The 24,505-nt window shown below is 52.4% G+C and carries 23 protein-coding genes; 8 read left to right on the forward strand and 15 right to left on the reverse strand.

What is annotated here, in order from left to right:
- Window positions 1-19 precede the first annotated feature (19 nt).
- Complete coding sequence (locus J7619_RS30585) at window positions 20-1,309, reverse strand: M14 family zinc carboxypeptidase (RefSeq protein ID WP_291208225.1); 1,290 nt, start codon at window positions 1,307-1,309, stop codon at window positions 20-22.
- A 216-nt stretch (window positions 1,310-1,525) separates the two neighbouring features.
- Between J7619_RS30585 and J7619_RS30590 the strand changes: the two genes are divergently transcribed.
- Entirely contained in the window at window positions 1,526-1,999 is a 474-nt protein-coding gene (locus tag J7619_RS30590) for a hypothetical protein (RefSeq protein WP_291208227.1), read from the forward strand.
- A 50-nt stretch (window positions 2,000-2,049) separates the two neighbouring features.
- Here the strand turns inward: J7619_RS30590 and J7619_RS30595 are convergent, their stop codons facing one another.
- Window positions 2,050-2,925 carry a glycosyltransferase family 2 protein gene (locus tag J7619_RS30595; RefSeq protein ID WP_291208229.1) on the reverse strand — a complete coding sequence of 292 codons (876 nt, stop codon included), beginning with the start codon at window positions 2,923-2,925 and terminating at the stop codon, window positions 2,050-2,052.
- A 14-nt stretch (window positions 2,926-2,939) separates the two neighbouring features.
- Window positions 2,940-3,410, reverse strand: coding sequence for an Lrp/AsnC family transcriptional regulator (locus J7619_RS30600; RefSeq protein WP_291208231.1), 471 nt, complete (start codon window positions 3,408-3,410; stop codon window positions 2,940-2,942).
- A 107-nt stretch (window positions 3,411-3,517) separates the two neighbouring features.
- On the opposite strand from J7619_RS30600, the gene J7619_RS30605 reads away from it, so the two are divergent.
- The 3 genes from J7619_RS30605 (at window position 3,518) to J7619_RS30615 (ending at window position 5,411) form a co-directional block, all read left to right on the forward strand.
- A complete protein-coding gene (locus J7619_RS30605) occupies window positions 3,518-4,432 on the forward strand; it encodes a DMT family transporter (RefSeq protein ID WP_291208233.1) in 915 nt (304 codons plus the stop codon).
- A gap of 98 nt (window positions 4,433-4,530) precedes the next feature.
- Window positions 4,531-4,791 (forward strand): hypothetical protein, encoded by a 261-nt coding sequence (locus J7619_RS30610; protein ID WP_291208235.1) that lies wholly within the window; start codon window positions 4,531-4,533, stop codon window positions 4,789-4,791.
- A 359-nt stretch (window positions 4,792-5,150) separates the two neighbouring features.
- On the forward strand, window positions 5,151-5,411 hold the full coding sequence (locus J7619_RS30615) for a hypothetical protein (protein ID WP_291208237.1): 261 nt from the start codon (window positions 5,151-5,153) through the stop codon (window positions 5,409-5,411).
- Window positions 5,412-5,469: 58 nt separating this feature from the next.
- Here the strand turns inward: J7619_RS30615 and J7619_RS30620 are convergent, their stop codons facing one another.
- The 5 genes from J7619_RS30620 to J7619_RS30640 all read right to left on the reverse strand — a co-directional run bounded on the left by J7619_RS30620 (window position 5,470) and on the right by J7619_RS30640 (window position 9,089).
- Complete coding sequence (locus tag J7619_RS30620) at window positions 5,470-5,649, reverse strand: hypothetical protein (protein WP_291208239.1); 180 nt, start codon at window positions 5,647-5,649, stop codon at window positions 5,470-5,472.
- Window positions 5,650-5,675: 26 nt separating this feature from the next.
- Window positions 5,676-6,116 carry a rhodanese-like domain-containing protein gene (locus J7619_RS30625; protein WP_291208241.1) on the reverse strand — a complete coding sequence of 147 codons (441 nt, stop codon included), beginning with the start codon at window positions 6,114-6,116 and terminating at the stop codon, window positions 5,676-5,678.
- 202 nt (window positions 6,117-6,318) lie between these two features.
- Window positions 6,319-6,915, reverse strand: coding sequence for a DUF6134 family protein (locus tag J7619_RS30630; RefSeq protein ID WP_291208243.1), 597 nt, complete (start codon window positions 6,913-6,915; stop codon window positions 6,319-6,321).
- Window positions 6,916-7,079: 164 nt separating this feature from the next.
- Window positions 7,080-7,910: a sterol desaturase family protein gene (locus J7619_RS30635; protein WP_291208245.1), complete on the reverse strand. Its 831-nt coding sequence runs from the start codon at window positions 7,908-7,910 to the stop codon at window positions 7,080-7,082.
- Between the two features lie 342 nt (window positions 7,911-8,252).
- Complete coding sequence (locus tag J7619_RS30640; protein ID WP_291208247.1) at window positions 8,253-9,089, reverse strand: SDR family oxidoreductase; 837 nt, start codon at window positions 9,087-9,089, stop codon at window positions 8,253-8,255.
- A gap of 241 nt (window positions 9,090-9,330) precedes the next feature.
- On the opposite strand from J7619_RS30640, the gene J7619_RS30645 reads away from it, so the two are divergent.
- The 4 genes from J7619_RS30645 (at window position 9,331) to katG (ending at window position 15,340) form a co-directional block, all read left to right on the forward strand.
- Window positions 9,331-11,223 (forward strand): hypothetical protein, encoded by a 1,893-nt coding sequence (locus J7619_RS30645; protein WP_291208249.1) that lies wholly within the window; start codon window positions 9,331-9,333, stop codon window positions 11,221-11,223.
- Window positions 11,224-11,295: 72 nt separating this feature from the next.
- Entirely contained in the window at window positions 11,296-11,895 is a 600-nt protein-coding gene (locus J7619_RS30650) for a Crp/Fnr family transcriptional regulator (RefSeq protein ID WP_291208251.1), read from the forward strand.
- A gap of 56 nt (window positions 11,896-11,951) precedes the next feature.
- Window positions 11,952-12,851 (forward strand): SDR family oxidoreductase, encoded by a 900-nt coding sequence (locus J7619_RS30655; RefSeq protein WP_291208253.1) that lies wholly within the window; start codon window positions 11,952-11,954, stop codon window positions 12,849-12,851.
- Window positions 12,852-13,066: 215 nt separating this feature from the next.
- A complete protein-coding gene (gene katG / locus J7619_RS30660) occupies window positions 13,067-15,340 on the forward strand; it encodes a catalase/peroxidase HPI (protein WP_291208256.1) in 2,274 nt (757 codons plus the stop codon).
- A gap of 56 nt (window positions 15,341-15,396) precedes the next feature.
- On the opposite strand, the gene J7619_RS30665 is transcribed toward katG, so the two are convergent.
- From J7619_RS30665 to J7619_RS30695, 7 genes are read right to left on the reverse strand one after another with little or no spacing between them, the layout of a single operon-like run.
- On the reverse strand, window positions 15,397-16,932 hold the full coding sequence (locus J7619_RS30665) for an AMP-binding protein (protein ID WP_291208258.1): 1,536 nt from the start codon (window positions 16,930-16,932) through the stop codon (window positions 15,397-15,399).
- Complete coding sequence (locus J7619_RS30670; protein WP_291208260.1) at window positions 16,913-17,923, reverse strand: hypothetical protein; 1,011 nt, start codon at window positions 17,921-17,923, stop codon at window positions 16,913-16,915. Before J7619_RS30670 ends, J7619_RS30665 begins: the two co-directional genes overlap by 20 nt.
- Window positions 17,920-18,576: a diacylglycerol/polyprenol kinase family protein gene (locus J7619_RS30675; RefSeq protein WP_291208262.1), complete on the reverse strand. Its 657-nt coding sequence runs from the start codon at window positions 18,574-18,576 to the stop codon at window positions 17,920-17,922. Before J7619_RS30675 ends, J7619_RS30670 begins: the two co-directional genes overlap by 4 nt.
- A gap of 20 nt (window positions 18,577-18,596) precedes the next feature.
- A complete protein-coding gene (locus J7619_RS30680; RefSeq protein WP_291208264.1) occupies window positions 18,597-19,694 on the reverse strand; it encodes a DUF3419 family protein in 1,098 nt (365 codons plus the stop codon).
- The gene (locus tag J7619_RS30685) at window positions 19,691-22,171 is read right to left on the reverse strand and encodes a PEP/pyruvate-binding domain-containing protein (protein ID WP_291208266.1); all 2,481 of its coding nucleotides are present in this window, start codon (window positions 22,169-22,171) and stop codon (window positions 19,691-19,693) included. The genes J7619_RS30680 and J7619_RS30685 overlap by 4 nt, the downstream gene beginning before the upstream one ends.
- Window positions 22,171-23,142 carry a hypothetical protein gene (locus J7619_RS30690; RefSeq protein ID WP_291208268.1) on the reverse strand — a complete coding sequence of 324 codons (972 nt, stop codon included), beginning with the start codon at window positions 23,140-23,142 and terminating at the stop codon, window positions 22,171-22,173. Before J7619_RS30690 ends, J7619_RS30685 begins: the two co-directional genes overlap by 1 nt.
- Complete coding sequence (locus J7619_RS30695) at window positions 23,139-24,416, reverse strand: hydroxymethylglutaryl-CoA reductase (RefSeq protein WP_291208270.1); 1,278 nt, start codon at window positions 24,414-24,416, stop codon at window positions 23,139-23,141. The genes J7619_RS30690 and J7619_RS30695 overlap by 4 nt, the downstream gene beginning before the upstream one ends.
- Window positions 24,417-24,505: the final 89 nt, after the last annotated feature.

Here is a 24,505-nt window from a genome sequence, read left to right on the forward strand (position 1 = left end):
CGTGCAGCCCGTCCAGCGGTTATTCGAAATAATGGTAAAACACCTCCGGCAGCTTGTTTCCGAGTGAAATCCAGTCGGCGGCAAGAGGGGCTTTATTCAGGCCTTTTATCCACTCGTAGTTCAGCTCGTACACCGCTGCATAAATACCGAACCGGGTCAGGAAGCCCTCCCCCAATGTCCCCGGATTTTTGAAACTCGCCTTGGTCGCGCCCTCCGTAAACCAGGTATGCTTGCGCAGGAGCGATTCCAGTTTGTCCATACTGGCCAAATAGCTGGTAATATCGCCATCAGGGCGGCTGATATGCAGGTTTCCGCCGGCATCATTGTGGATATCGAGCGCGAGATCGGGCTTTTTGTTCGCCTTGATCATCTGTTGCAGCCATTGTTCAAGATAGTAGTTCTCCGGCGCTATGCGTTCGTCAGCCGGCTTGTCCCACTTCCGGTTCAGGTCATAGCCGTTGGCATTGAACCGCGTTTTGCCCCGTGCGACGCCGTCCTTGTTGGCCATGGGGAGAATGTAAACACAGTATCGCTTCAAATAGCGTTGGGCATCCGCGTCGTTGCTGAGGAGTTTTTGCACCAGTCCTTCCACGGTCCAGTTCCCGCCCGCTTCGAACGCATGCGCCCTCGCGCGCAGGAAGAGCCGTTTAGGGGCATTTTCGCTCCCGATCCGGATGATTTCCAGCGACCGGCCCTCCGACGTTTTACCGATGGTCGTAACAGCGGCGAGCTTGTTCTTCCCGATTCTCGCCAGCATCATATCCAGGTCGCTGATCCGGTAGGGCTCCACGCTGGCAATGTAGGCAAATGGCGCCTCCATCCTGAACTTGAACAGCATCCTGCGGCCCTGGGCACCACCGCGCGACGGACCACCACCCGACGGCGCGCCGCCACCCGGCAATACTTCTATCGGGCGACTTTCCCACTTTTTTTGGTCAAAAGACAATACGAACCGGGAACGTTCCGAAAGATCGCTGGCGAACCGGTTGTTCCAGATATTGTCAAAATTTTCCAGGATCACGGTCACCTCCGTACCTGTTGCTGCCTCCACCCTGAAATGAAAGTGGTTCACGGCCCTGTTCCGCGAAAAGCGCTCGCGGTCGTACACCAGGCTGCCCACCACCCTGCCGGCCGAATCGATTCGCCAGTTCATGGGCGAAGCATTCTCGAAACCGGTATGGATAAAAATTCGGGACGCGGCGATGCTGTCGGCCTTGTCGCCGGAACTTTGCGCACGCAGCCCCGTACACACACCGGCGCCTGTAATGAGTAAGCCGACAAGTATTGTCGAAAATATCGGGAATTTCATCGTCCAACCTGAATTACGGGTTTTACATCTCAAACCAAATTATGTGCACGTGCACGTAGCTCACAAAAGCAGTTTGTAACCTTGTTCTACTTTCAAAAATAAATCCGCTTCGCTACCCCGCTGAACTGTCAAAAATCTACACCCATCCCGAGGAATCGTTGGCACAATTTTTAACTATATTCATGGTAAGAAATCAACAACTAACTGATAGAAAGCATGAAAAAGATAGTGATCACCGCCGCGATGGTATTGTTCTGCGCAACGACGGCTGCATTTGCCCAAAGTACATCCAGCTCCACCGACAAGGCGAAAACAACGAAGGCTTCGGGACAAGGCGTGAAAACACCTGCCCCCGAAAGCGAGAAAAAAAGCACTGACCAGTCGGGTAAGGCCAATCCAACCGACCAGGTAGCCCAGAAAAGCAGCGAAAACGACGGCAGCAACCGTCCGGGAGGCGCCACCCATGAAAACGCTAACGACGTGGGACGATACTCCGACCGCGAAGACGAAAACTCAATGCTGTTTTCCAAAGAAGCCATTGCCATACGCCGCAAAAACCACACCGAACCGGACGTAACCGTGAAGGAAGGCAGCGGCTCGGCGCCAAAGAACACCAAGAACCACACTGGTACCACCGGCAACTACCGGAACCTGGCTACACAGACCAGCGGCGTACCATCGCGCGAATAGAACCGTGGTTATCTGCCAAAGCAAAGCCCCGGGGCTTTGCTTTGGCGGATTCAGTTGCCTTGCGGCGTTTTCAATTTTTCCAAAATCCTCAATATCGTCGTGTCCTCTATCACATTGGATTCGCTATCGTGATAGTGGAATTCCTCCATTTTGCGTTGTCGCTTCGTATCGCCGAGGCCCCTCTCCACTTTTTTGCGGTACTCTTCCAGCGACCGGCAATAGTAATGGTTAAGCTGGACCGTGTCGACACTTACGTCCGTAAACGCCCCTTCAATTGGCGCGAAATGCTCATTCACGCAGAAATATCCGGGCTTGAATCTGAAATTATGGGATTTGTATGCCGACTGCACAAAACGTGGTTGTACAATACTTTTAATATGGCGGTTAGGCGGGAATGAGGCATCCGATCGTCTGGTAAAATTTTCCAATTGACTTCCCGCAGGCTTTTCGATATGGTTATTCGACCCGAATATTAACCACGACAGCCCAAGGCCGCCATAATTCTCATACTTTTCAAGCAACCGGGGCAGGTTTGCACTTTCGTTTTTGGGTACGATAAACTCGTCCATATCAATGAACCCGATCCATCTCGAATTATAACCAAAGTTATCAATGCAATGCTGATACGCTTTCACCTGCATACTCTTCCCGAGAATGCGCGTAACCGTTACCCATTCGTCATAACCGAGTGCAGCGATAACATCTTTAACCGGGCTCTTGCTGCCGTTATCATAAATATAAAAATGTTCGACCCCTATTTTGCGGTGATAATCCAGCCATTCGGACAGGTAATCATTCTCGTCTTTTACAATGCAGCAAACGGATAAATAGTACTGAGGTTCAATCGATTCACCGGCGCGGGAGCTACGGAATCGGGAAAGCAAATTCTGAATAGAAAACATGATGGCTAATACACTTTTGTCCATGACGTGCGCCAAAGTTATGGCTTATTGATCGGAATACTTAATCCGGCTTTTACAATATCCAATACGATACTCGTTTTAAAGCTTTTAACATTGTTATTTCCAAAAAACAATTGCTGGGTCAGTTCTTCATACTCTTTCATACTGTAAACGACCAGTATCAGAATAAAATCCACATCGCCCGTTACGTAATAGCATTGCTGCACCTGGGGAGTACTGCTGAAAATCGCTTTGGCTTGCCGGATAATTTCCACCTTCTCCACTTCCATCTTCACCTCCGCGAAAATGGTAATCGGCCGGCCTAGCTTTTCCGAGTCGAGCACCGAAATATCCGCCCTGATCACACCCGTTTCACGAAGCCGCTTGATACGCCGCTGAACGGCAGGTGCCGACAGTCCGATCCGCTCCCCGATATCGCGCTGGGGTGTGGTATTATCGGCTTGCAGGATCGCCAGAATGGAAATATCGAAGGAATCGAGTGTAATCATAAGGTCAGCGCAACGAAACAAAATTGCAAATTTGCCCTCAAAATCGAGGAAAAATTACGCCCGGCCAAAATTAATTTTGCGTGACAATTTAATTCGATCAAAGTCAAATGCAGAATCAGGCGGGGAAGGGAATCGCTATGGTGCTGATGGCCGCCAGTTTGTGGGGTGTATCGGGCACATTCAGTCAGTTTTTATTTCAGCAACAGCATATCAGCGTCGAGTGGCTGATGTCGGTACGGATGCTCATTTCCGGGATAGTCCTCGTGGCCATCAGCGCGGCAAGAAAAAATTCGGATACGTTCGCCCCCTGGAGGGACAAGCGTGACGCTATCCGTTTGTTATCCTTCGGTATTCTGGGCATGCTTACCGTCCAGTACACCTATTTCGCGGCCATCAAGCATTCCAATGCGGCTACCGCTACCATATTGCAATTTACCAGTCCCATTATCATCGCCGTTTACCTGGCTGTCAAGTTCAAAAGGCCATTGCGACCGCTCAACCTGGTGGCCATAGCCGTCGCCATGCTGGGCACATTCCTGCTCGTAACACACGGAAAACCGGGAGAACTGGCCATTTCGGGCACCGCGCTGGCCTGGGGCCTTGCCTCCGCTGTGAGCCTGGCCATGTACACCATCCAACCGGAATCACTGCTCAAAAGGTACCATGAAACCACCATCATCGGCTGGGGCCTGCTCATTGGCGGTATCGGCATATCGCTCGTACGCGCCCCCTGGCACACCGACGGGATCTGGGACGTGCATACCTACGCCTACACCGCCTTCGTCGTTCTTTTCGGTACCCTCATCCCCTTCTACGCTTACCTCACCGGCGTAAAACTGATCGGCGGCCAGAAAGCAAGCCTCCTCACCTCCGCCGAACCGCTTTCCGCCGCGCTCCTGTCCGTAAGCTGGCTGGGCGTACCATTTCTTCTGGTAGACTACCTCGGGGCGGGGCTGATCATTTCCACGGTATTTCTGCTGGCGATGGAGCGGGACGTCGCGGTGGAGTCGCGGGAGATTTGAGGCGCCAAACAATATTATCACATCGTCGCAAGAAAGTGTAAATTAGTACAATAAGTCCCGATCTTTTATTATAATTGTGTACACAAACATGTACACCCATGAGAATCATATCAGCCAGAGAGTTTCGGGGGAAACAGAAGGACTATCTGGATCTGGCCGAGACAGAACGAGTGATCATTCACCGGGGAAAAAATAAGAAATCAGTTTTGCTCACGCCTCTTGATGAAAGCACTGAAACTGATGTCTTTTTTTCGGACCCGCAGGTTCTAAATGCCATTAAGGAAGGTATTGAGGACGTCAGGGCTGGAAGAGTGACTTCCATCCGCGACCTCAAAAACATATGGGCAGATATTCTGTAACGATTTCGGACAGAGCAAAAAAAGACCTTTCATTCCTATTTAAGGCGATAGAGCGGTGATTCGCCGCATCGACCGAATTTTGGAGGAGCTCGGAGAACACCCGTATTTCGACGTGGGAAAGCCGGAACCGCTTAAACACGATCCGGCCGCTCTATAGTCAAGATGAATAGACAAAAAGCACCGCATTGTATATCAAGTCATTGAAGAGACAATAACCGTTTATGTTGTGGCTGCAAAAGGGCATTATAACGACAAGTGAGGGCTATTGATGAACCATCAACAAAAAGTATCTTTATCACAATCGCAGTGCGTTAATAATCTTTTGGCAATTCATTATCGATAGTTTACTACCCATGGGAATGATGGTCACTTTATATCCCGTACTCAATAGCGAGTATAGGGACTATATTAAGAGAAATTACGGCAACATCTTCCTGAAAGATCCGGGTATTTTCACATTGCCATCTTACCTTTATAGCTACTGGCTTTGTAAAAAGAAGGTGAAAATCAAAGGTGCCAGGAAAATATCAATGGAATTGTCAGAATTTGAAGACGGACTGATGCCTATGTCTATCAAAAACAATTCGGTGCCGGAGGAGTTTTGGAATGTAAAGGCCTGAAAAGCAATCGTTTTCAACCCTCTCCACTCCAACTCAATCCCATCTTTCCCAGCATTAGCTATCTCTTCCAGCAATTTGAGCTAACTAATGGAAACATTACGTCGGCATAAAGCACCCGATTCTTGAAACGGTCGCCACCCATGCGCTCCGCCGCGAAGTAATGCTGCGCGGAAATCTGCACGTATAGCAACAGCAGCACGACGAATATCACGAAGTTCTCAACAGGGGTATGCTTCATGTTTTTTGATGCCTGCAACGACGGGACTACTTTCTGGATGCGCTGGTTTGCAACTGCTCGGCCGGGAAGCCGTCGGCTTTGAGCTGCTCAAAACCGCCAATGTTGTAATAAGAGTGAAAACCCAATGCTTTCAGGGTGTCGGCCGCCTTCCCGCTGCGGTTGCCCGAGCGGCAATAAAGGTACACCGGCTTGCTTTTATCGAGTTGGGCGATCTGCGCCTTGAAGTCAGGACTGTTGAAGTTGATATTGTGGGAATATTGCAGATGACCACCGTCGAACTCCTCGGGCGTACGCACATCCACCAGGTAGGCCTTGCCGGCCTTGATCTGCGCCAATGCCTGCGGATCAGGTTTGACAATATTCTTAGGCGCGGAATGCTGCGCCTGTACAGCCATGGTCGACGCCAAAAAGAGGATGATCAGGAAAGATAGCTTCTTCATAGGGATAAAATAATCTACTATTTTCATAGATTTAATATACAAAACTAAAAAATTAAATGGCCCGTCGGCGGTTTTCGCGCCAGGACGTGTGAGGAAATCCGGTACCGTACCACCGATGACCTGCCCCTGGGGCGTGGGCAATACAGGATCAGACTGATTTAAATGTGATCCGGGCCACTTTGAACGATAGACGATATACGAACCTTGGTTTATACCTGAAATACCAGCATTACAAAGGCCGCTGCTTCCTCACGATGCTGAGCTTCACGCCCGCCAATTCCGTCATTACCCGCACGCAATGCCCGTGCTCGTAGCTATAAACGCTTTCCTTCCCGTTCGGCAACTCCACGCTGTAACTGCCATTACCGAGCTTCCGAACCTTGCACATGGCGCCGAACTTCTCGGAATACACCATCTGAACTTGCGCGGGCTCCTGGTAATACAGCCCTGTGATGGTGTGCGCAATAGGTGCCACTACCTCCCATTTGCGGTTCCGGTCGGCTTTTTCCGATAAATCAAAGCGGTAATGCTGCGAGGCCAGCCGTGTGGTGACCGTCTGCTCCCGCCGTTTGCCATTCACGGTCTGCTCGGTGAGCGAACTGTGCAGCGCACCATCCGAAAACTGGTTTTCCGAGACAAAGCTGCCGGAATAAAACGGCACGCTGAACTCCGCCTCGATGCGCTTGCGGAGGCGTGCGCCGTCGTCCTGCGGCAGCACCTTCACCGAACCGATCGTATGCCCGGCCATGACCACATCGAATGTCGCGACCTGGGCGTATCCCGCGAACGACGCCAATAGGAATAGCGTTAGTAGCGTTTTTGTCATGTCTATTTGATTTTAAATGACCGAATAGTCAAAATGTGGTCAGGTATTGTCATTGATGGTCAGAAATTGCTGCACATACATGTTTAAAACGAATGTGTATGTAATCAAAGCCAAATCTGACAACACCTGACTATTCCTGACAATACACCTAACCACTTACCCATTCACTTCGACAGCTCGCTACGCTGGTCGCTCGACTTGAATAGCGGATAACCCAGCTGCACATACCACGGCTCTTCCTGATAATCTTCGAGGCCAATATGTTCCGAAAACTGTCGTGTGATTTTGGCCGTACCGAACAGCATATCCCAAATAAAGAACATGTTACCATAGTTGCCGTTGATCACCCCAATACCGTCGGCGTCGGTGGCGGCGTGGTGTGCATGGTGTGTGGCAGGGGTAGAAATGGTCCGTTCGAGCACCCACATTACCGGATGCAGCCATTTGATCGCGTAGAGCGGCTTATCCCAGCGCACGCTCGAATGCGCGGAAATGCCGATCAATACTTTGAAAAAATACCCTACCAGGAATGCCTGGCCGAAGCCGAGGAATATCAGGACCGTCGAAACGATACGCGGCGGGAACAGCAGCAGGTAAACCCAGGAGTTGCGGCCGGTGAGGAACACGCTCATTTCGGGTGCGCTGTGGTGCACGCGGTGCCCTTTCCACAGCCACGTATACGTATGGGCGGCACGGTGCCACCAGTATTGCGTAAAATCTTCGAGCAATGCCGTAATGAGTACACCCGCCCATAGCGGCACGTTTTCGAATACATTATAATAGCCGGCGAAGAAATAGTTGAGCACGTAGGCCGAGAGCAGGAAACTGAGCGGCCGCGTAATGACGCTGGACAGGAAAAGCCCCGCAAAATTGATGTACCACTCATTTCTGGACCATTTCTCGCTTTTATAAAGGCCCGTAAACGCTTCCGCAAAGCTGATCACCGCAAAAAGAATGAGGATTTCGTAGTAAATATGGCTGTCTGTGAATTTCATGTTGCATGGGAAATCTGTGTCGCACCGCTGACGGACGACGTATTGACAATGAGAAAAAAAGGGGGACCTACCGGGAAAACTCCGGCATGCAGGGACTCAGCTAGCAACAACAACAGCCTGCTTCGGAAGAAGCAAACAGGACGGCGGCGCGGCGGCCGGCAAAAGGGGCATTATGTGTAGGTTTCATCGAACGCATATGCGATGTCGGTAAAAAATGGACACAGCTTCGGGTGGTTCTCAGCTCGATTGAATGATCAGATTGCATGCAAAGTTAATGCATTGCCTATTTAACTTCCAAGTGTTTCGGTAAAAAAGTATTCAAACTCTATGGATTTAATAGATTTATATCCAAACTGCCTCCGTCAACGCCTCGGAAAACGTCCATAGCTCCCTTGCCAGTGCCCTGCTCTTCGCCCTGGCGGAAGATCTCGCAGGTTTTCCGTTGGCAAAATACTGCCCTGTAACATCATTCAGCTCCGGCGCAGTAGCCACGTGGACGATGCCTGCGGCGGCTTGCTCCGGGCTGCGGAAAAACGGTTTGAAAATCTTCATAAACCAGGCAGTAGCCCCATTGCCATTGCCGCCAAAACTGCTCGAAACCGTGCCCGGGTGCACCGCATTGGATGTAATGCCAAAAGGCGCCAGCCGTTCCGAAAGCTCGTTGGAAAACAGGATATTGGCCAGCTTGGAGCGTCCGTAAATTACCAGATCGTGGTAATGCGGTGGGTTCGCGAGCTTGGCCGTCTGGTACCGGAATGCGAAAAAATGTGCCTCGGAGGCCAGGTTAACAACCTTCGCCGATTCGGCTGCTTTGAGTAAATCGATCAGGCCGGTTGTGAGCACAAAAGGTCCCAGGTGATTGGTAGCAAAGGTCATTTCGATGCCGTCGGCAGTCGTTTGGCGATGCTGGACAATGAGCCCCGCATTGTTGATGAGCAAATCGATCTGATGATAATTAGCCCTGATTTCTTCCACCGCCTGTTTGACGGACGCCATGCTCGACAGATCGCATTGAACAAAGCCCGTACTAACGCCATGTCCGATCTCCCGTTGCAACTCGCGGGCCTTTGCCTCGTTCCGGGCTACCAATATCAGATCATACCCCCTTCGAGCGAGTTCAAGGGCGGTAAAGCGGCCGATGCCCGAAGTGGGCCCGGTAATCAGTGCTGTTTTACGCATTGAATTGAATAAAAATATCGCAGTAGTGCTAATCGAAAATAACGGTGGCTCCGGCGCCTAAAGTAAGCAGGGAACCGGATCAAAACCACAAACGGCAATGGTTTTATTTCAATTCAGGCCTCATTCAACCGTTAAATCAGTTGTACTCAGTCGCAGAGGTAGGTTTTGATTCTAAACTACTTGTACAAATAATTTCTACAAGTCTTTCCTTCCTGTTTCAACATTTCAAACAAACTTTACAATGGACTTTATTCTTTGGAACAACAACGACCAGGGCGGCGGCAGCGATTCCTATGCCGGCGCGCAGGGCCAGGAAAACATCGACGCCAACAACGATTCGTTGCAAACTTCCAGCGGAACCTGGGTAATTGTTTTTGACGGAACGGAATACACAGGCAATATCTGGAAGATTAACCCCAGTACGTACGAAAGCGACCTCAATCATGTCGACCGCTACGATTCCTCGGGCAGCAAGGTGGGTGTCTGGAAAAACGCTATCCAGAGTTTTATCCTCTACAAACAGGAGCCCGCTTTCTGGAACAATTCGTCATGGCCGAGTAAAAGCGAGCTGATTTCTTTGCAGGAGAACCAGGCGCTGTTTACGGAGAACGGCAATTTCGAGGGGGATAACCGTGTATTTACCGGCCCCTACAACGCCGGTTCGCTTTCGGACATCGGCTACGCGAACGACAGCGACAAGATGACCGGAACCGGTGGCGTTACAGCCCTGCGAACCGGCAACGGCTCGTGGCTGATCATTTTCGACGATACGGACTTTGACGGGGATTTTCTCAAAATCGGGCCGAACGTTACTTATCCCGACCTCAATAATGTGGAACGTAAAAACCTCAACGGCGATAACGACGGCGACTGGAAGAACCAGATCCAGTCATTCCTGCTGTACGCTTATCAACCCGAATTCTGGAATACGCCCTACTCCCGTCCCTATGTAGATTTTTCGACGTTCTATGGCCTTTATCCCTACCCTACGAGCAGCGAATCGGACAACAAGGTGGTGTACATGGTGGAAGATTCGACCTACACCGTGGACTGCCCCGATTTCACCGAGCAATCCACCACGCAGTCGCTTTCCAGCTACGAGAACGACGATACGACCAACCTGCCCGCCGAGGGCTGGACGAAATACGGCATGAGCCTCACCCACGAGAACCCGGCACTCACCCGTGACGATACCTGCACATTCGACGCTTACTTTGACAATACCGGGACGCTGGTATCGATCCAGCATTTCGACATGCAGCTGAACGGGGCGATGCAGATTTCCCAGGCTTTGATCGACACGGTCGATTTTGTGGCCTGGTACTATGGTACTACCGGCGCCATCGAAACGCTCGGCATTTCGGAAGAAGCGGCGGATGCATTTGTGGATGTGTTCGACTTTGTGACAGCCGCATTCAACAAGTTTTCGGCTGCGATCTACAAGGTGTCGGATAACGGCGGCCAATTCTATTTCCTGCCTGTTGTCTGCCACACGCTCAACCGTCTTTGCACAACGGTAGCCAAGCCATTCAATACGCAGATTTACACACAGTCGGGCGATCAACGCCAAAATTACTCGATGGCATTCGATAACAGCGCCTTTCCGAACAGCCTGAACTCGGTTGTTTCCGGTTACGGCTCGGTGCAGAACTGGCAACAGGAAAACACCGGAAATGGGGGCACCTATCCGTTCAATCAGGCGGCGGAATACACATACGATTCCTACCCGTTCCGCACCTGGTACCAGGAATCTTCCGTTTCGGCCCAGCTCGGGATATTCGTTTCCTGCAAGCTCGACTACGAGATCGGCGACAATTCCAAAGACGACCACGTGATCCTGCTCCTCGGTTTTAGAATACCAAACACGGCAGGCGACCTGCCGACGCTCACCTTCGCGCAGGCGACCGTCCAGTTCACCGACGGGTCCAATACCAATATCATGACCCCGCCATACAACAACGTTTCGTCGGGTACTTCCTACTATGCTTCGGATGTGATCGGTGCTGTTTACAATTATATTCAAGACCAACTCACGAACGTAACCATGAACAGCTCCCAACAAGGACGGAAATACCTGGCCGATGTTACCCAGGCCAATATGCAGGCGATATGCAATTGTGTGAGTTTTAACTGACAATCCGGAAATACCGTCGCCAGCCCCGCCTGACCATGTCGAACCGGGGCTGGTTTTTGCTACATTTGGTATATGCGTACCGAATTCGAAAACTATCTGGCTTCCCAAACCGACCTGCCCGGCGAAACGATCCGGCATATCAGCAGCATGGCCACCGTGCGGCGATTGCATAAAAACGAGGTACTGATGAATGCTGGGGAAATATGCCGGCACAAGGTTTTCATCAGCGATGGATTGTTGCGGACCTATCATATCAAACCGGACGGCAATGAGCATATTCTCCACTTTTCACCGCAGCACACCTGGACGCTGGATGTGGAGAGCTACGATAACCTGACTCCTTCGCTGGTCAACATCGAAGCCGTGGAGCGGAGTACGGTTTTGCTTTGGGCCAAACCCGATTTTGACAAACTACTGAAAGACATCCCGGAGCTCAAAAAGTTTTCGGAACGGCTTATTTCCCGCACCGTTTACAACAATCGCAACCGGATCCTGACGATCCTCAGCGGCACCCCGGAAGAACGTTATGCCGATTTTGTTAACGCACACCCCGATTACCTCACGCGATTGCCGTTACGAATGATCGCCGCCTACCTCGGCATTTCCCTCAAAACCCTCACACGCATACGCCACGCACAACTCCAACGCGGGGCCCGAAGTATGGTCAAATGACCTTGTTTGCCCATTGGCAGCATGTCAATTTTGCATTGAACAAAATTGAAACCAACATGCGTGTATTTGTAACAGGGGCCTCAGGATTTGTAGGCTCCGCCATTGTCAAGGAATTGTCAGGAAATGGTCATGAGGTGCTAGGGCTTGTACGCTCTGAAAAATCGGCTGAGTTACTGGCCGCCGCCGGCGCTACGCCGCTTCTGGGCGATGTGAATGATCCGGAAATACTCCGCCGCGGGATCGAGGCATCCGACGCCGTCATCCATACCGCTTTCAACCACGATTTTTCCCAGTTCAAAGCGAGCTGTGAAGCCGACCGGAAGGTCATTGAAATAATGGGCGAAGCATTGGCCGGCTCGGGAAAACCACTGGTCGTCACCACCGGAATGGGCCTTTTGCGCTACGACCGGCCCGTAACCGAGGATGATATACTGAATGTAAAATCGGATGTGATCCCACGTGCGGCCACCGATGAGGCGGCGAATGCCATAGCGGCCCAAGGCGTGGACGTGTACCTGGTGCGCCTGCCTCCGAGCGTGCATGGCGCGGGCGATCATGGATTTGTGCCGATGATTATCGGTATTACGAAAGAAAAGGGCGAATCGGCCTACATCGGCGACGGCAATAATCCATGGCCGGCTGTGCACCGGTCCGATGCGGCAGCGCTTTACCGGTTAGTCGTGGAGAAACGTCCCGCGCTCAAGGTCCTGCATGCGGTGGCGGAGGAGGGCATTCCATTCCGGGAAATCGCTACGGCGATCGGTACCGGCCTGGACCTGCCGGTGGAAAGCAAAACCGGTGAGGCAGCGACGGCGCATTTCGGCTGGTTCGAACATTTTGCGGCCATCGGCTGTGTGGCGTCCAGTATCCAAACCCGTGAAGCGCTGGGTTGGCAGCCCGCCGCCCCGGGCCTTCTCACAGACATTGCCACAGCAGGCTACCTCACCGCCTCCTAGCACTGTCTGCACTCCTTTCATCTGACTTTCGAAAAGTTCGTGTGTTACCAACCGGGCCGCATAACCTGCAACGGGCTGACAATGCGACGAAATAGATTTTCACTATTGAATCATAGAATTAATCGATTTTGACAATCAATTTCAGTATTATACCTTTATCCCGCTGCACAAATACCAGAGGCAGGCAATATGGTTTAACACATGAACTTATCGTAATGGAAAACGGATCAAACGACATTAGCAAATGTCCATTTCACAATGGGACACTGAATCACAATGTAGGCGGCGGCGGTACCAGGAACCGCGACTGGTGGCCAAACCAGTTGAAATTGAGCATTTTGCGCCAGCATTCGTCCCTGTCCAATCCGATGGGAGAACAATTTAACTACGCGGAAGCGTTCAAAAGCCTCGATCTGGAAGCAGTAAAAGCAGACCTTCATGCACTGATGACCGATTCGCAGGATTGGTGGCCGGCCGACTTCGGGCATTACGGACCATTGTTCATCCGCATGGCGTGGCATAGCGCCGGTACTTACCGTGTATTCGACGGTCGCGGCGGCGGCGGTTCGGGCCAGCAACGTTTTGCACCACTGAACAGCTGGCCGGATAACGTCAGCCTCGACAAAGCCCGTCGTTTGCTCTGGCCTATCAAACAAAAATATGGCAACAAAATTTCCTGGGCCGACTTGCTGATCCTGACCGGAAACGTCGCCCTCGAATCAATGGGCTTTAAAACCTTCGGTTTTGCAGGCGGCCGTGCGGACGTGTGGGAGGCTGACGAGGACGTATATTGGGGATCGGAAAATACCTGGCTCGGCAACGACCGCCGGTACGCACAGGGTAAACCGGGCCTGGACGAGCCGGGTGTAGTGTCAACCGACGAAAATGCAAATGGTCAAACCCACTCCCGCCATCTCGAAGAACCGCTTGGCGCGGCGCATATGGGTTTGATTTATGTAAACCCGGAAGGTCCGGACGGTAACCCCGACCCGATCGCCGCAGCCCACGATATCCGCGTCACTTTCGGGCGGATGGCCATGAACGACGAAGAAACCGTCGCATTGATCGCCGGTGGTCACAGTTTCGGAAAAACCCACGGCGCAGCCCCTTCCGATCACGTCGGTGCAGAACCCGAAGGCGCGGATCTCGAACACCAGGGATTGGGTTGGAGCAACAGCTTCGGTTCCGGAAAAGGTGCCGATACCATCACCAGCGGTCTGGAAGTGACCTGGACCACCACTCCCACCCAATGGAGCAACAATTTCTTCGAAAACCTGTTTACATTTGAATGGGAGCTTACCAAAAGCCCCGGTGGTGCGCACCAATGGGTGGCCAAAGACGCCGGTGATATTATTCCCGATGCTTACGACAGCGTTAAAAAGCACCGTCCTACAATGCTGACCACCGACCTCTCGCTGCGCTTCGACCCGGTTTACGAGAAGATTTCACGACATTTCCTTGAAAATCCTGACGCATTCGCGGATGCATTTGCCCGTGCGTGGTTCAAGCTCACCCACCGTGACATGGGCCCTCGTGCCCGCTACCTGGGTCCGGACGTCCCTGCGGAAGTCCTGATCTGGCAGGATCCGATTCCGGCGGTTGACCACGAGCTCGTCAACGACAATGATATCGCGGGCCTGAAAGCCAATATCCTGGCATCCGGCCTGAGCGTTTCCGAACTGGTTTCCACAGCGTGGGCTTCGGCGTCGACATTCCGTGGTTCGGACAAACGCGGTGGTGCCAATGGCGCACGCATTCGTCTTGCTCCGCAGAAGGACTGGAAAGTGAACAACCCGGCACAGCTGCAAAAGGTACTTGGTACATTGGAAAACATTCAGCAGGAGTTCAATAGCACGCAATCGACAGGCAAAAAGATTTCACTCGCCGACCTGATCGTGCTGGCTGGTGCAGCCGGTGTAGAAAAAGCAGCCAGGGATGCCGGACACGCCGTTACCGTCCCATTCACGCCTGGCCGGGCCGATGCCACACAAGAGCAGACCGACGTGGAATCAGTAGGTTACCTGGAACCGATCGCGGACGGCTTCCGCAACTACCGCGGTGCGAAATTCAGTGCGATGACCGAAGAATTGCTCATAGACAAGGCACAGTTGCTCACGCTTACCGCCCCGGAAATGACCGTCCTGATCGGAGGTTTGCGGGTGTTGAACACCAATTTCGACGGTTCCAAAAACGGGGTATTCACGCAGCGCCCGGGTGTGCTCACCAATGATTTCTTCGTGAACCTGCTGGATATGAACACTTCATGGAAAGCCATGGGGCCGGATAGGGAAACCTACCTGGGTACCGACCGCGCCAGCGGCCAACCCAAATGGACTGCCACCCGTGCGGACCTCGTATTCGGTTCACATGCGGAACTCCGGGCGATCGCCGAAATATACGGTAGTTCGGATTCCGGCGAGAAGTTCGTAAAAGACTTCGTGGCTGCCTGGAACAAAGTAATGAACCTCGACCGGTTCGATCTGGCCTGATTCATTCATACATTCACCTTGAACAACGCCGACCGGGGTCATTCCCGGCCGGCGTTTTAATTTCTACGTGATAACAAATTCCTCAACTTCTCGTAATCGATTTTAGAGTTGTGCCTCGGGTCCCTGGGAATTTTTGGTATAAAAACAATATCAGCAAATGCTTCGGGCAGTGATTTGATCTCCACCGAAACAGCATCCCGCTGCGCAGAATCACTGAGCTCGATCACCGCAGTAAGCTGGTCGTTCAACTGCATCGCGGTACCCATTTCCACGCCATTCATCGTCTGCAAACGGTTTTCGATCAGGAATGTCGATAAAAGCCCATTCGGGGTAGGGATAAGCGATGCACATCTGCCGGTTAGAAACAGGTTGCCGTCGAGGAAGCCGCTGTCGCCGGTGCGGTGCCAGCATTTGTTTCCCACGAAAATTTTGTTGCGCTTCAATGCCTCGGGGTTGTTCAGGTAATCCCGCAGCACATGCTTTCCCGAAACGATAATCTCCCCGATCTCGCCCGGCACCACTTCCAGCGCGGAGAGTGCTTCATCGTCAGGCACTGCGATGGCATCGTCGCTGATTCCGATGATTTTTACCGTCGCCACCGGCTCCACTTTCCCTACGTTCAATCCCCTGGTCGTTTCGGAAGCGATCAGTTCGTCGGCAGCAATCATACTCATCGGTTCCGCTTCGGTGGAGCCATACACGATACCGATATGTGCATGCGGAAAAGCCTCCCGATAAATATTTGCTTCGGCAGGAAACACCGGTGCACCGCCGGTTAGTATCCTTTGTATTGTATTTAAAAACAATGCATTACCCCGCAAGTACCGCGACAATTGCTTGACAAAAAACGGGGAAGCGATAATGGAAGTAACCCCAAACGCGCTGATCTGCCCTGCAATACGCTCCGGCTTTATGGTATCCGGCTTACGCGGATTAAAATCGGCGATCACCGACGTGATGCCGGCGCCGAGATTAATGAGCAGAACAATAGGCAGTACCGGCATACAAATAGCTCCGGGAGCCGGTTCAATGAGCGGGATCAGCGCCTGAAACTGTTCCAAAAGCAAGCCGTGCGACCTGATAGCCGCCTTAGGAATGCCTGTGCTACCCGTGGTGAAAGTAATGAGGGCCATATCGTCCCGGCCCGTCTCGGGAAACGGCAGAGCAGTGTGGCCCGTATCGTATTTCAAACCCAAATGCAGCGGAATCGACCGCAGGCCTGGCAAAAGCCGGGCCAATACCCGCCCCTTGAATGTCCCGATAAACGCAGCGCACTGCGCGAGGCGACAGCATTCAACGAGCCGTTTCACACTCACCCATTCATCCAGGAACACCGCTACCGCCCCGATCCGGAAAAGGGCCAGCACGGTCCGGTACAAGTCGTCGCTCATAGGCACGAACACGAGCACACGATCGCCCTTACGGATGCCTTTGCGCAGGAAATAGCCGGCGGTCTGCGTCACGGCCGTTTTCAGCTCCCCGAATGAAATGGCTTTTCCGCGGTAAATGATCGCCGGCTTGCCCGGGTTTACACGCGCAGCATCGTGAAAAAGATCGACGATATTGAACCGGTCAGCCAATGTGTTTTCCATACAAAACGTAGCTCCTGTAATGGGTACCGGAGAAATGCGTGGATAATTTCGTGGAAGTACCCTGCTCGTAGATGAACGAATGAATGGCACTGGTATAACCCAGCTCCACCGCTTTGTGGTAGATCACGTTGCCGATCACATGCCCCAGCCCCCTCCATTCCGGGGCCGGATGCCGGGCGAGGGTTTTGACGATCAGGGTTTTTCTGCTGGCATCGGCCAAATCCTGAATGCAGAAAAAGTACCCGATCAGGTTATTCGCTTTATCCTCGGCCAGGAGCGTAAGAGCAGGATTGATGAAGGATTTTAATGGCCGGTACTTATTCATGAAAGCCTCCCTGCTGATGGGCGTATACAGGAAGTTAGACTTGAATGCTACCAGGTTAAAATCATAAACCCGGCCGATTTCCGCTTCAAAATTGGCCAGATCGATCGGTCGGATTGTTACGCCCTGATTCAACAACTCACGTTCCCGAGCCAGGATTTCGGGGTTATCCAGCTTCATATCGCGATCGATATTGCTGTAATAATGCGCGATCGGCTCAAACCCGGCCGATTTGAATTGCTGATTATAATACAAGTGGTGGTAAGGCTCCGTATAGAACCAGCGGTTAACATCGTCGGCCAGGAAACGATAACCTTCCCAGGTGCTGCCGTTCATAGGACCGATCAGGTACCTGCCTCCCCAGTTTTTTACAACCGAGGCAATATGTGACAGCAACTCCGACGCATATTCTTCACGGTCAGCGCATTCGTAATCACCGATAGAAAAGGCATGACGCCCCGCATATTGCAGGAGCGGATTGTCGTAAACATTTGCCCTGGCAACTGCCTTGTCTCCATCCTTTAATAAAAAGGATGCCCGATGGAAATCGGCTGGAATACCGTCAGGGATCCTGAACCGGGTATCTACCGAAGGATAAATGCTTTGGGTTAAATCCAGAAAAGAAGAAAAATCAGGATGTCCGGGGCCCGTTTCGGTGATCGTGATCATAATGCTATAAAGAGGGTTGATACCACACTTGCGGGTATGGTGAAATTATCCATTCCTTTCACACCCAATGCTTCCGCTATCGTCGCTATTACCGGGACCAGCAGGATCAGCAGCAGGCCGGAATGCGTGTCGTTGAATGCAGAAATGGTAATGCCGGTAACCAGCACCGCGCTCGCAAAAAACGCCAGCGAACCCGACACCGATTTGCCGCCACCCATAATCCGGTACTTCCCGAAAGGAAAACGCTTCCCGACAAGCGCCGCCACCGGGTCGCAAATAGCAAGTACCAGGATCGGCAGGTAGAAAACGATCAGGCCTTTACCCATCATTTGAAATACCACAAAAAGCAGGTAAACGATCATAGGAAACAGAATGCTACCGTATGAAAAACGATCGATTGCATTGATGGAAGGTAGCCAGCCGAATCGCAAACTGGCCAATAGAATCACCAGAAAACTGGCACAGAGGAACAGGACCTGCCAATGACTGACCAGCACGACTGGGAAAAGCAAAGTCAGCAACCCGGTGCCTATATGCACGATCTTGCGCGTCCATTCAGCTCTAACCTTTCCAAAATGGTACAGCAATTCGGCCAGTCCAAAGAGTGCGAGGAAACAGCAGGCGAGAATGAGCAGCGGGACAATTTCTTTCATAGCTATGTAATGCGGGCCCGTTAGCGAACGACTTGGTCGACAATGAAACCCTTGTAAAAGAAGCCTTTATCGATCGCTGTTAAACGTTCGGCTTCGGTGTGTATGTATTTGACATTTTCGGGCAAAATCTGTGAAATCCGGCGTGGTACCATCAGGTTCCAGTAAGCCAGCCTGCCGTCCTGTTCCGTTCCGGTAACCAACGCGCTGGCCGTTTCGCGGAACAAGTCCGCATCCATATACTCAAAAATATCGGAGAGATTCATGCAGTAAAATTTCCCATAGTGCGCGATGGCGCCTTGCGCATAACATTCCTTCAAATGCAACCTGTCGAGGTTCGCACGTATCCGCGGGTAATGCTCTTTTTGCAGGTAATGCGGCAAAAGGCCCCCGAAACAGCCTGTGAGGGTATATCTTAAAATGTAATTGTCCTGCGCGGCTACCGAGGCGAGTTGGACTGCGGCCTTCCCGAAAATAAACTTGGAAACGGATCCCTCGACCTGTTTCTGAAATTCGGGATCGCGCCCGTATTTCCCCATCACATACCTGCTGAAAAAGATACGGAACAGCAGCCGCCAGCGCCAGGTATTCCATTTGGTTTGGTAAAAATGGGCCTGTTCCTCCGCTGTTTTGGGCTTAAAAAGTGCATCTACCACGCGTTCTGAATGGATCCACGGTAATATTCTCCCACTGAACAGTTGAAAATATCGTTCAAATTTTCCCTGGTGGATAACGCCGTTGGCAATCAGCGCCAGGTTTGATTCCCAATAGGCCCGGGTGGCGCTGCTCAACTGATTTTTCAACGTATGAAAGCACTGCAGACGCCTCTCCGACTCCGAAAAACCGAGGAAAGCCAGCACTTCCTCCCATTCCAGGTTTTGAATGCAAACCTTCTTCAATTCAATCAGAAAAAGCTGAGTAGGGTTAATATCGACCGCCGCGACCAGCTCAGGATCCGTGACCAGGAATGAAAAACTGTTATCCCCGGCGGAACCAATGGAAAGAACCTTGCTTCCGGGCGCAGGCGAAAGCCCGGCCAGCAGAATGTCCGCGTCCTCCCAGCAATTGGTGTACCGGATCATATCAAAATCGACCCTTTGGGTTAAATCCTCTTTCGTCATTGGGAAATAGTCCTGATTATGCCCGTACTGCCATCCATTTCAATTACATCCCCTGTTTTGAGGCTTTTCAGCAGACCGGTTACTCCCACAATACACGGCTTGCCCATTTCGCGGGAAACGATCGCCGAGTGGCTCAGCAAGCTGCCCCGCTCCACAATGATGCCCGACGCGCCCGGAAAAAGGGTAACCCAGCCGGGGTCGGTGCTGGTGGTCACGAGGATGTCGCCGTTCAACGAAGGCGCCTCGGCGGGGTCGGTCACGACCCTTACCCGCCCCGTTACCCGCCCGGGTGAACAGCCGATGCCCTTCAAATCGCCCTCCGGCCTTTCGACCCTATCAATATTGAAGAAATCGTTACCGTCGTAAGGCACGCCGTAAGTCGCAAACCGCTCCGAAAGCGGCCCCATTTGCTGATAAGTATGAAATTCCTTTTGCCGCAATGCTGCCAGCGCTTTAATGTCCTGTGTCACTGCAGTGCCTTCGATATAGTCGAAAATCTCCTCTTTAGTCAGGTAAAAAATATCCCTCGCATTGTCGAGGAGGCCATCGGTGTAAAACCGCTTTCCGATGAATGTAAAAATTTCCCGCACGATCCCGAATGCACGCGTACGCTCGTAACGCAGGTTCTCGCGGGCGCTCACGAGCTCGCGCGTGTAGCGCAACGTGAGTCCCATTTTCCACCGGCCCAATGTCTTGCCTTTCAAATGCCTGGCTGTTTCCCGCTCCGCATTCGTACGGATCACGTCTTCCCGCTCGCCCGAAAACTGCGCGCCCGTAATGCCTGTCTCTACGTAAGATTTCAGCACTTTGATGAAACGCGGCGGCTCCTGGCCGTACGAGATCGTTTCGAGTTTCAGCTCTCCCACGCAACGCTCGCCAAAATCGGCGATGTAGCGGTCGATATCGGCCTTCAACCCCACGAATTCCGGATCGTTGCTAGTGCTCAGCATTTCGTAGATAACCTGTTCGTTTTCAATCAGAAACAACTCCTTCAACGCCGGAACCGCGGCAATGCGTGCGGCCAGGGCAATGCTGCGATGCACGGGCTGAACGGAAATAATGTCGTTGCTGCCGCACAGCAAGTCGTTATGGAGATTCGGGTTGCTACCTCCGGTAAATGGCTCGCATTGCTTCTGGAGCATACCGAACCAGATCATGGCGAAGAAGTCGTTCAGTAACGGGGCCTTCCATTCGAGCAGGAGCTTACGTTCGAAATTCAGATACAAATGCATGAGCTCGTCGGCGCTCTTCTCTGCAAACGGGATCGCCTTATACTCGCTGATCGTGCTGTCCACCAGCTGCATAAACTCCCGACGCTTCCGCGGCAGGGCTCGAAACCGGAATAGCATCTGCACCGCCATTTTCGCAATGCTCCACCACGCCTTTCCCTTCGGTAAACGGTAGGATTCCGGGATATCGAATGGCTCCTTTACCCCCATCATTTTCTCCATGTACCGGGCATTGATGCTGTAACCGGGCAGCATGGCCAGCATGTGATACCATGTTTTGAGGTTATAGTAAACCCGGCCGTTCAAAAAACCGAGCGTGTTGGCAAACACCCTTTCATTTTTCCTGATAACCAACTCACTTACACCCAGGTAGGCACTAAAAAGCTTATAAGCTATTTCGTAGGATTTGCTGATAAAAGAGAAAGTCAGCGGGGTGGTTACGCCGGGGTATGATTCAATGATATTACTGTTGTCCCAAAGAATATAATTGCCTGTGGACTTCGCCTTCAATGTCGTAATGGGCCTGGTTTGAAGCAGATAGACCTTCTCATTTCGGACAGCGAATTCGATATCCTGCGGCCGGCCCAGCTCCTTTTCGAGCAAATCCAGTATTTCGCCCAACCGGCGGATCTGCCCATCGGTAAGCGCCGGTTGGTCTTGCCGGCCATCGGCCAGAATGGACTGGATTACGCCACTTTCCAAAACGAACTCGTCGGCATTGACCTCTCCGGAAACCAGGCGATCGCCCAGGCCGAACACCGCATTGATCACCTTCTGCTGCCGGTTACCGGTCAGCGGGTTAGCACCAAACGCCACACCCGCCGCTTCCGCATCGACCATTTGCTGCACAATCACCGCCACGCCACCGGCATCGGAAAGTCCGTGGTGTTTCCGGTAAGCCGTTACCCGGTCCGAAAACGCCGATTGCCGGACATCCGCTATCCGCGCAGCTAGTTCATCCGGCGGGACATTCAGGTAACTTTCAAACTGCCCCGCAAATGAAAACGCCGCGCCATCCTCCCCGGTCGCCGACGAGCGCACCGCGAAAAGGCGGGTTTCTTCAAAAGCATTTAACAGACCCGGAACAAGCCCGGATTCGGGAATATCGGCCCGTAACGTCTCCCACGGGATCACCACAAAACGCGGCACCGACAAGCCGAGCGCCTTCAAACGAAGCAGGTTTCCGGCCTTCCCGCCTATTGTAGCACCGGTTGCCTTGTGTGGTTCTGTATCGGAAATGAAATGCATCAATGGAACAGCAGTTTTGAGATCATCGGCCCCGCACCGAGCGTAAGGTACATCGCGATCGTCCAGAGCGCCGACGCATATTCGACCATTTTGGAGAGTTTTGCTGTCCTGGTCCTCCAAAACAATACGGCCGGCAACTCGCACACCAGGAACACGACGCCCAAAACCGCCAACACCACAGGGCCATAACCCGCAAATACCGAAGCGGCCATGCTAAGCAAAAGCGTCACCGCAAGCACCGCAAGCCATAACGCGATGGCCCTGGGCACGCCCAGCATCGAGGTGTAGGTAAGTACCCCTTCCGACTCCTGCTGCGGGGCGCGGATCTTCCGGCCCACTTCGAGCACTATGCCGTTCATATAAGATACTGCAAAAAAGAAAAACAGGCCTTCGGGCGCCTTCACACCGGCCAGGAGCCAGTCCAGCCCGCTGGCATATATGTCGATCAGCGGGATAATGAACATATGCGAAGTAACGTACCAGAACTGGTGCTTTTTGAGCCATTCGGCGACAAAGAACTCCTTTCCCATCAGCGACAAGTACCCGACGACCACCGCATATATCCAAAGCATTTTGGGGAAGAAAATCAGGTTTACCAGCACTTGCGCCATGGCGACGACAATACCCGTTACGGCCAGTTCACGAAATGTAATGAGTCCCCGCGGAACAGGCAGTTCTTTGCGAAACCGGGCGTCGTCCTCCGCGTCTTTGAATTCGTCGAATATCCTGACCAGCAGAAAAAGCGATATAGTCGTAAAAATCCCGACCGCAAATGTTGTGAGATCCACAAACCCTTCCGCCCCCCGGCATATGCGCGAATAGGAAATGGCCGAGAAGCTGAAAGCCGCTACGAGCAAGCCGTGACCGAGCAGCGGAAACCGCTCCTTTTGATAAATATAAAACCGGCGGAAAAACGACGCACTGTTCTCCCCGGCATTGCTGAATGCATTCCCCTGGACCGGTAGCTTCATCTTTTCCGGCCAAATTTCTGGTGTGCTGCGGTGAAACGGCCCGCCGAAAGCGCCGCCGCGATGGATATTTCACCTGCCAGCACCAACGCGCCGCATATTTCGGCAAATTTCCGGGTCTTGCCTGCACCGGCGCAGCCGATCAGTTCGAGGCATTCCTTTTGGGTAGGGAGTGCCGTACCGCCACCTACCGTCCCGACGATCAGGTTGGGTAGGGTGACCGACACATAAAGCCCACCATCCGATGTAAGTTCCATGCGCGTAATGCCGACCGAAGCTTCCGACACACAAGCCACATCCTGCCCCGTAGCGATGAATAATGCCGTAAGGCCGTTGGCGTAATGCCCCTGGGCACCGATCGAGCCGCTTTGGATCGTACCGATCGTCGATGACCGCCAGTATTCGGCCATGGCCTCGGGACTCGTTTTCAGCACCTCGTGCACGATTTTTTGCGGGAGCGTGATTTCCGCGGTGACTTTCTTACCCCTCACATTCGCGAATGACTGCGAAGTCGCTTTTTTATCGCCCGAAAAATTGCTTTCGATAAACCAGAATTGCGGTTGCACCGGCGCATTTTGGATGATATACCGGCAAATGGCATCCGTGCAGATCGTCACCATATTCTGCCCGGAGGCGTCGCCCGTGTGATATTCGAATGTGAGAATGAGGTGGTTGCCTTCAATATTGGATTTCATGTCGATCAGCTTCGCATAGCGGCTGGCCGACTCGGTAATGCGGCGGAATTCTTCCAGCTGGCTTATAATCCAGACCAAAAAAGTACCCAGGTTCCCCAGGTTATCGAACTTGAAAACCGGCGAACGCTGTACGCCGTCGATCAGGCATACCGATGTAGCGCCCCCGGCCAGGTAGCACGCCCGCGCGCCACGATGGTACGATGCCAGCAAGCTGCCCTCGCTCGTCGCCAGCGGTATGTAAAAGTCCCCCTTCGCCATGGACCCGAGCACCGACACCGGCCCGATCACCCCCGTGGGGACCATCGACATCCCGATATAGTTTTCAATATTGCCTTCCAGCCTTGAAACATCCGAAAACTGCTGCTTCCCGCTCAGGTAGGGAAAATCATGGTCCGTTTTTTCCAAAAGAAATGCAAGCCGCTTCCTGATCCCCTCAACCGAAACCGGTATTTCGGAGGGTAAACTTTCGGGCAGCGATTTACTTAACGGCTTATTTTTGATCTCTTCCAGGAGCTGTTCAAGGTCCTGCAGGGCGCTCATGGCATGAAGCGCTTTTTTCGTGGTTTCGCTGGTTGAAGACATAGGACGGACAAGTATTTGATAGCAAAGGGCTTGCACCAAAGGACGCATCCATTGGCAACCGCTAACATACTAAATTTCACATACCTATC

The sequence above is a fragment of the Dyadobacter sp. genome, from assembly GCF_017744695.1.
In the GTDB taxonomy this organism is placed as follows: domain Bacteria; phylum Bacteroidota; class Bacteroidia; order Cytophagales; family Spirosomataceae; genus Dyadobacter.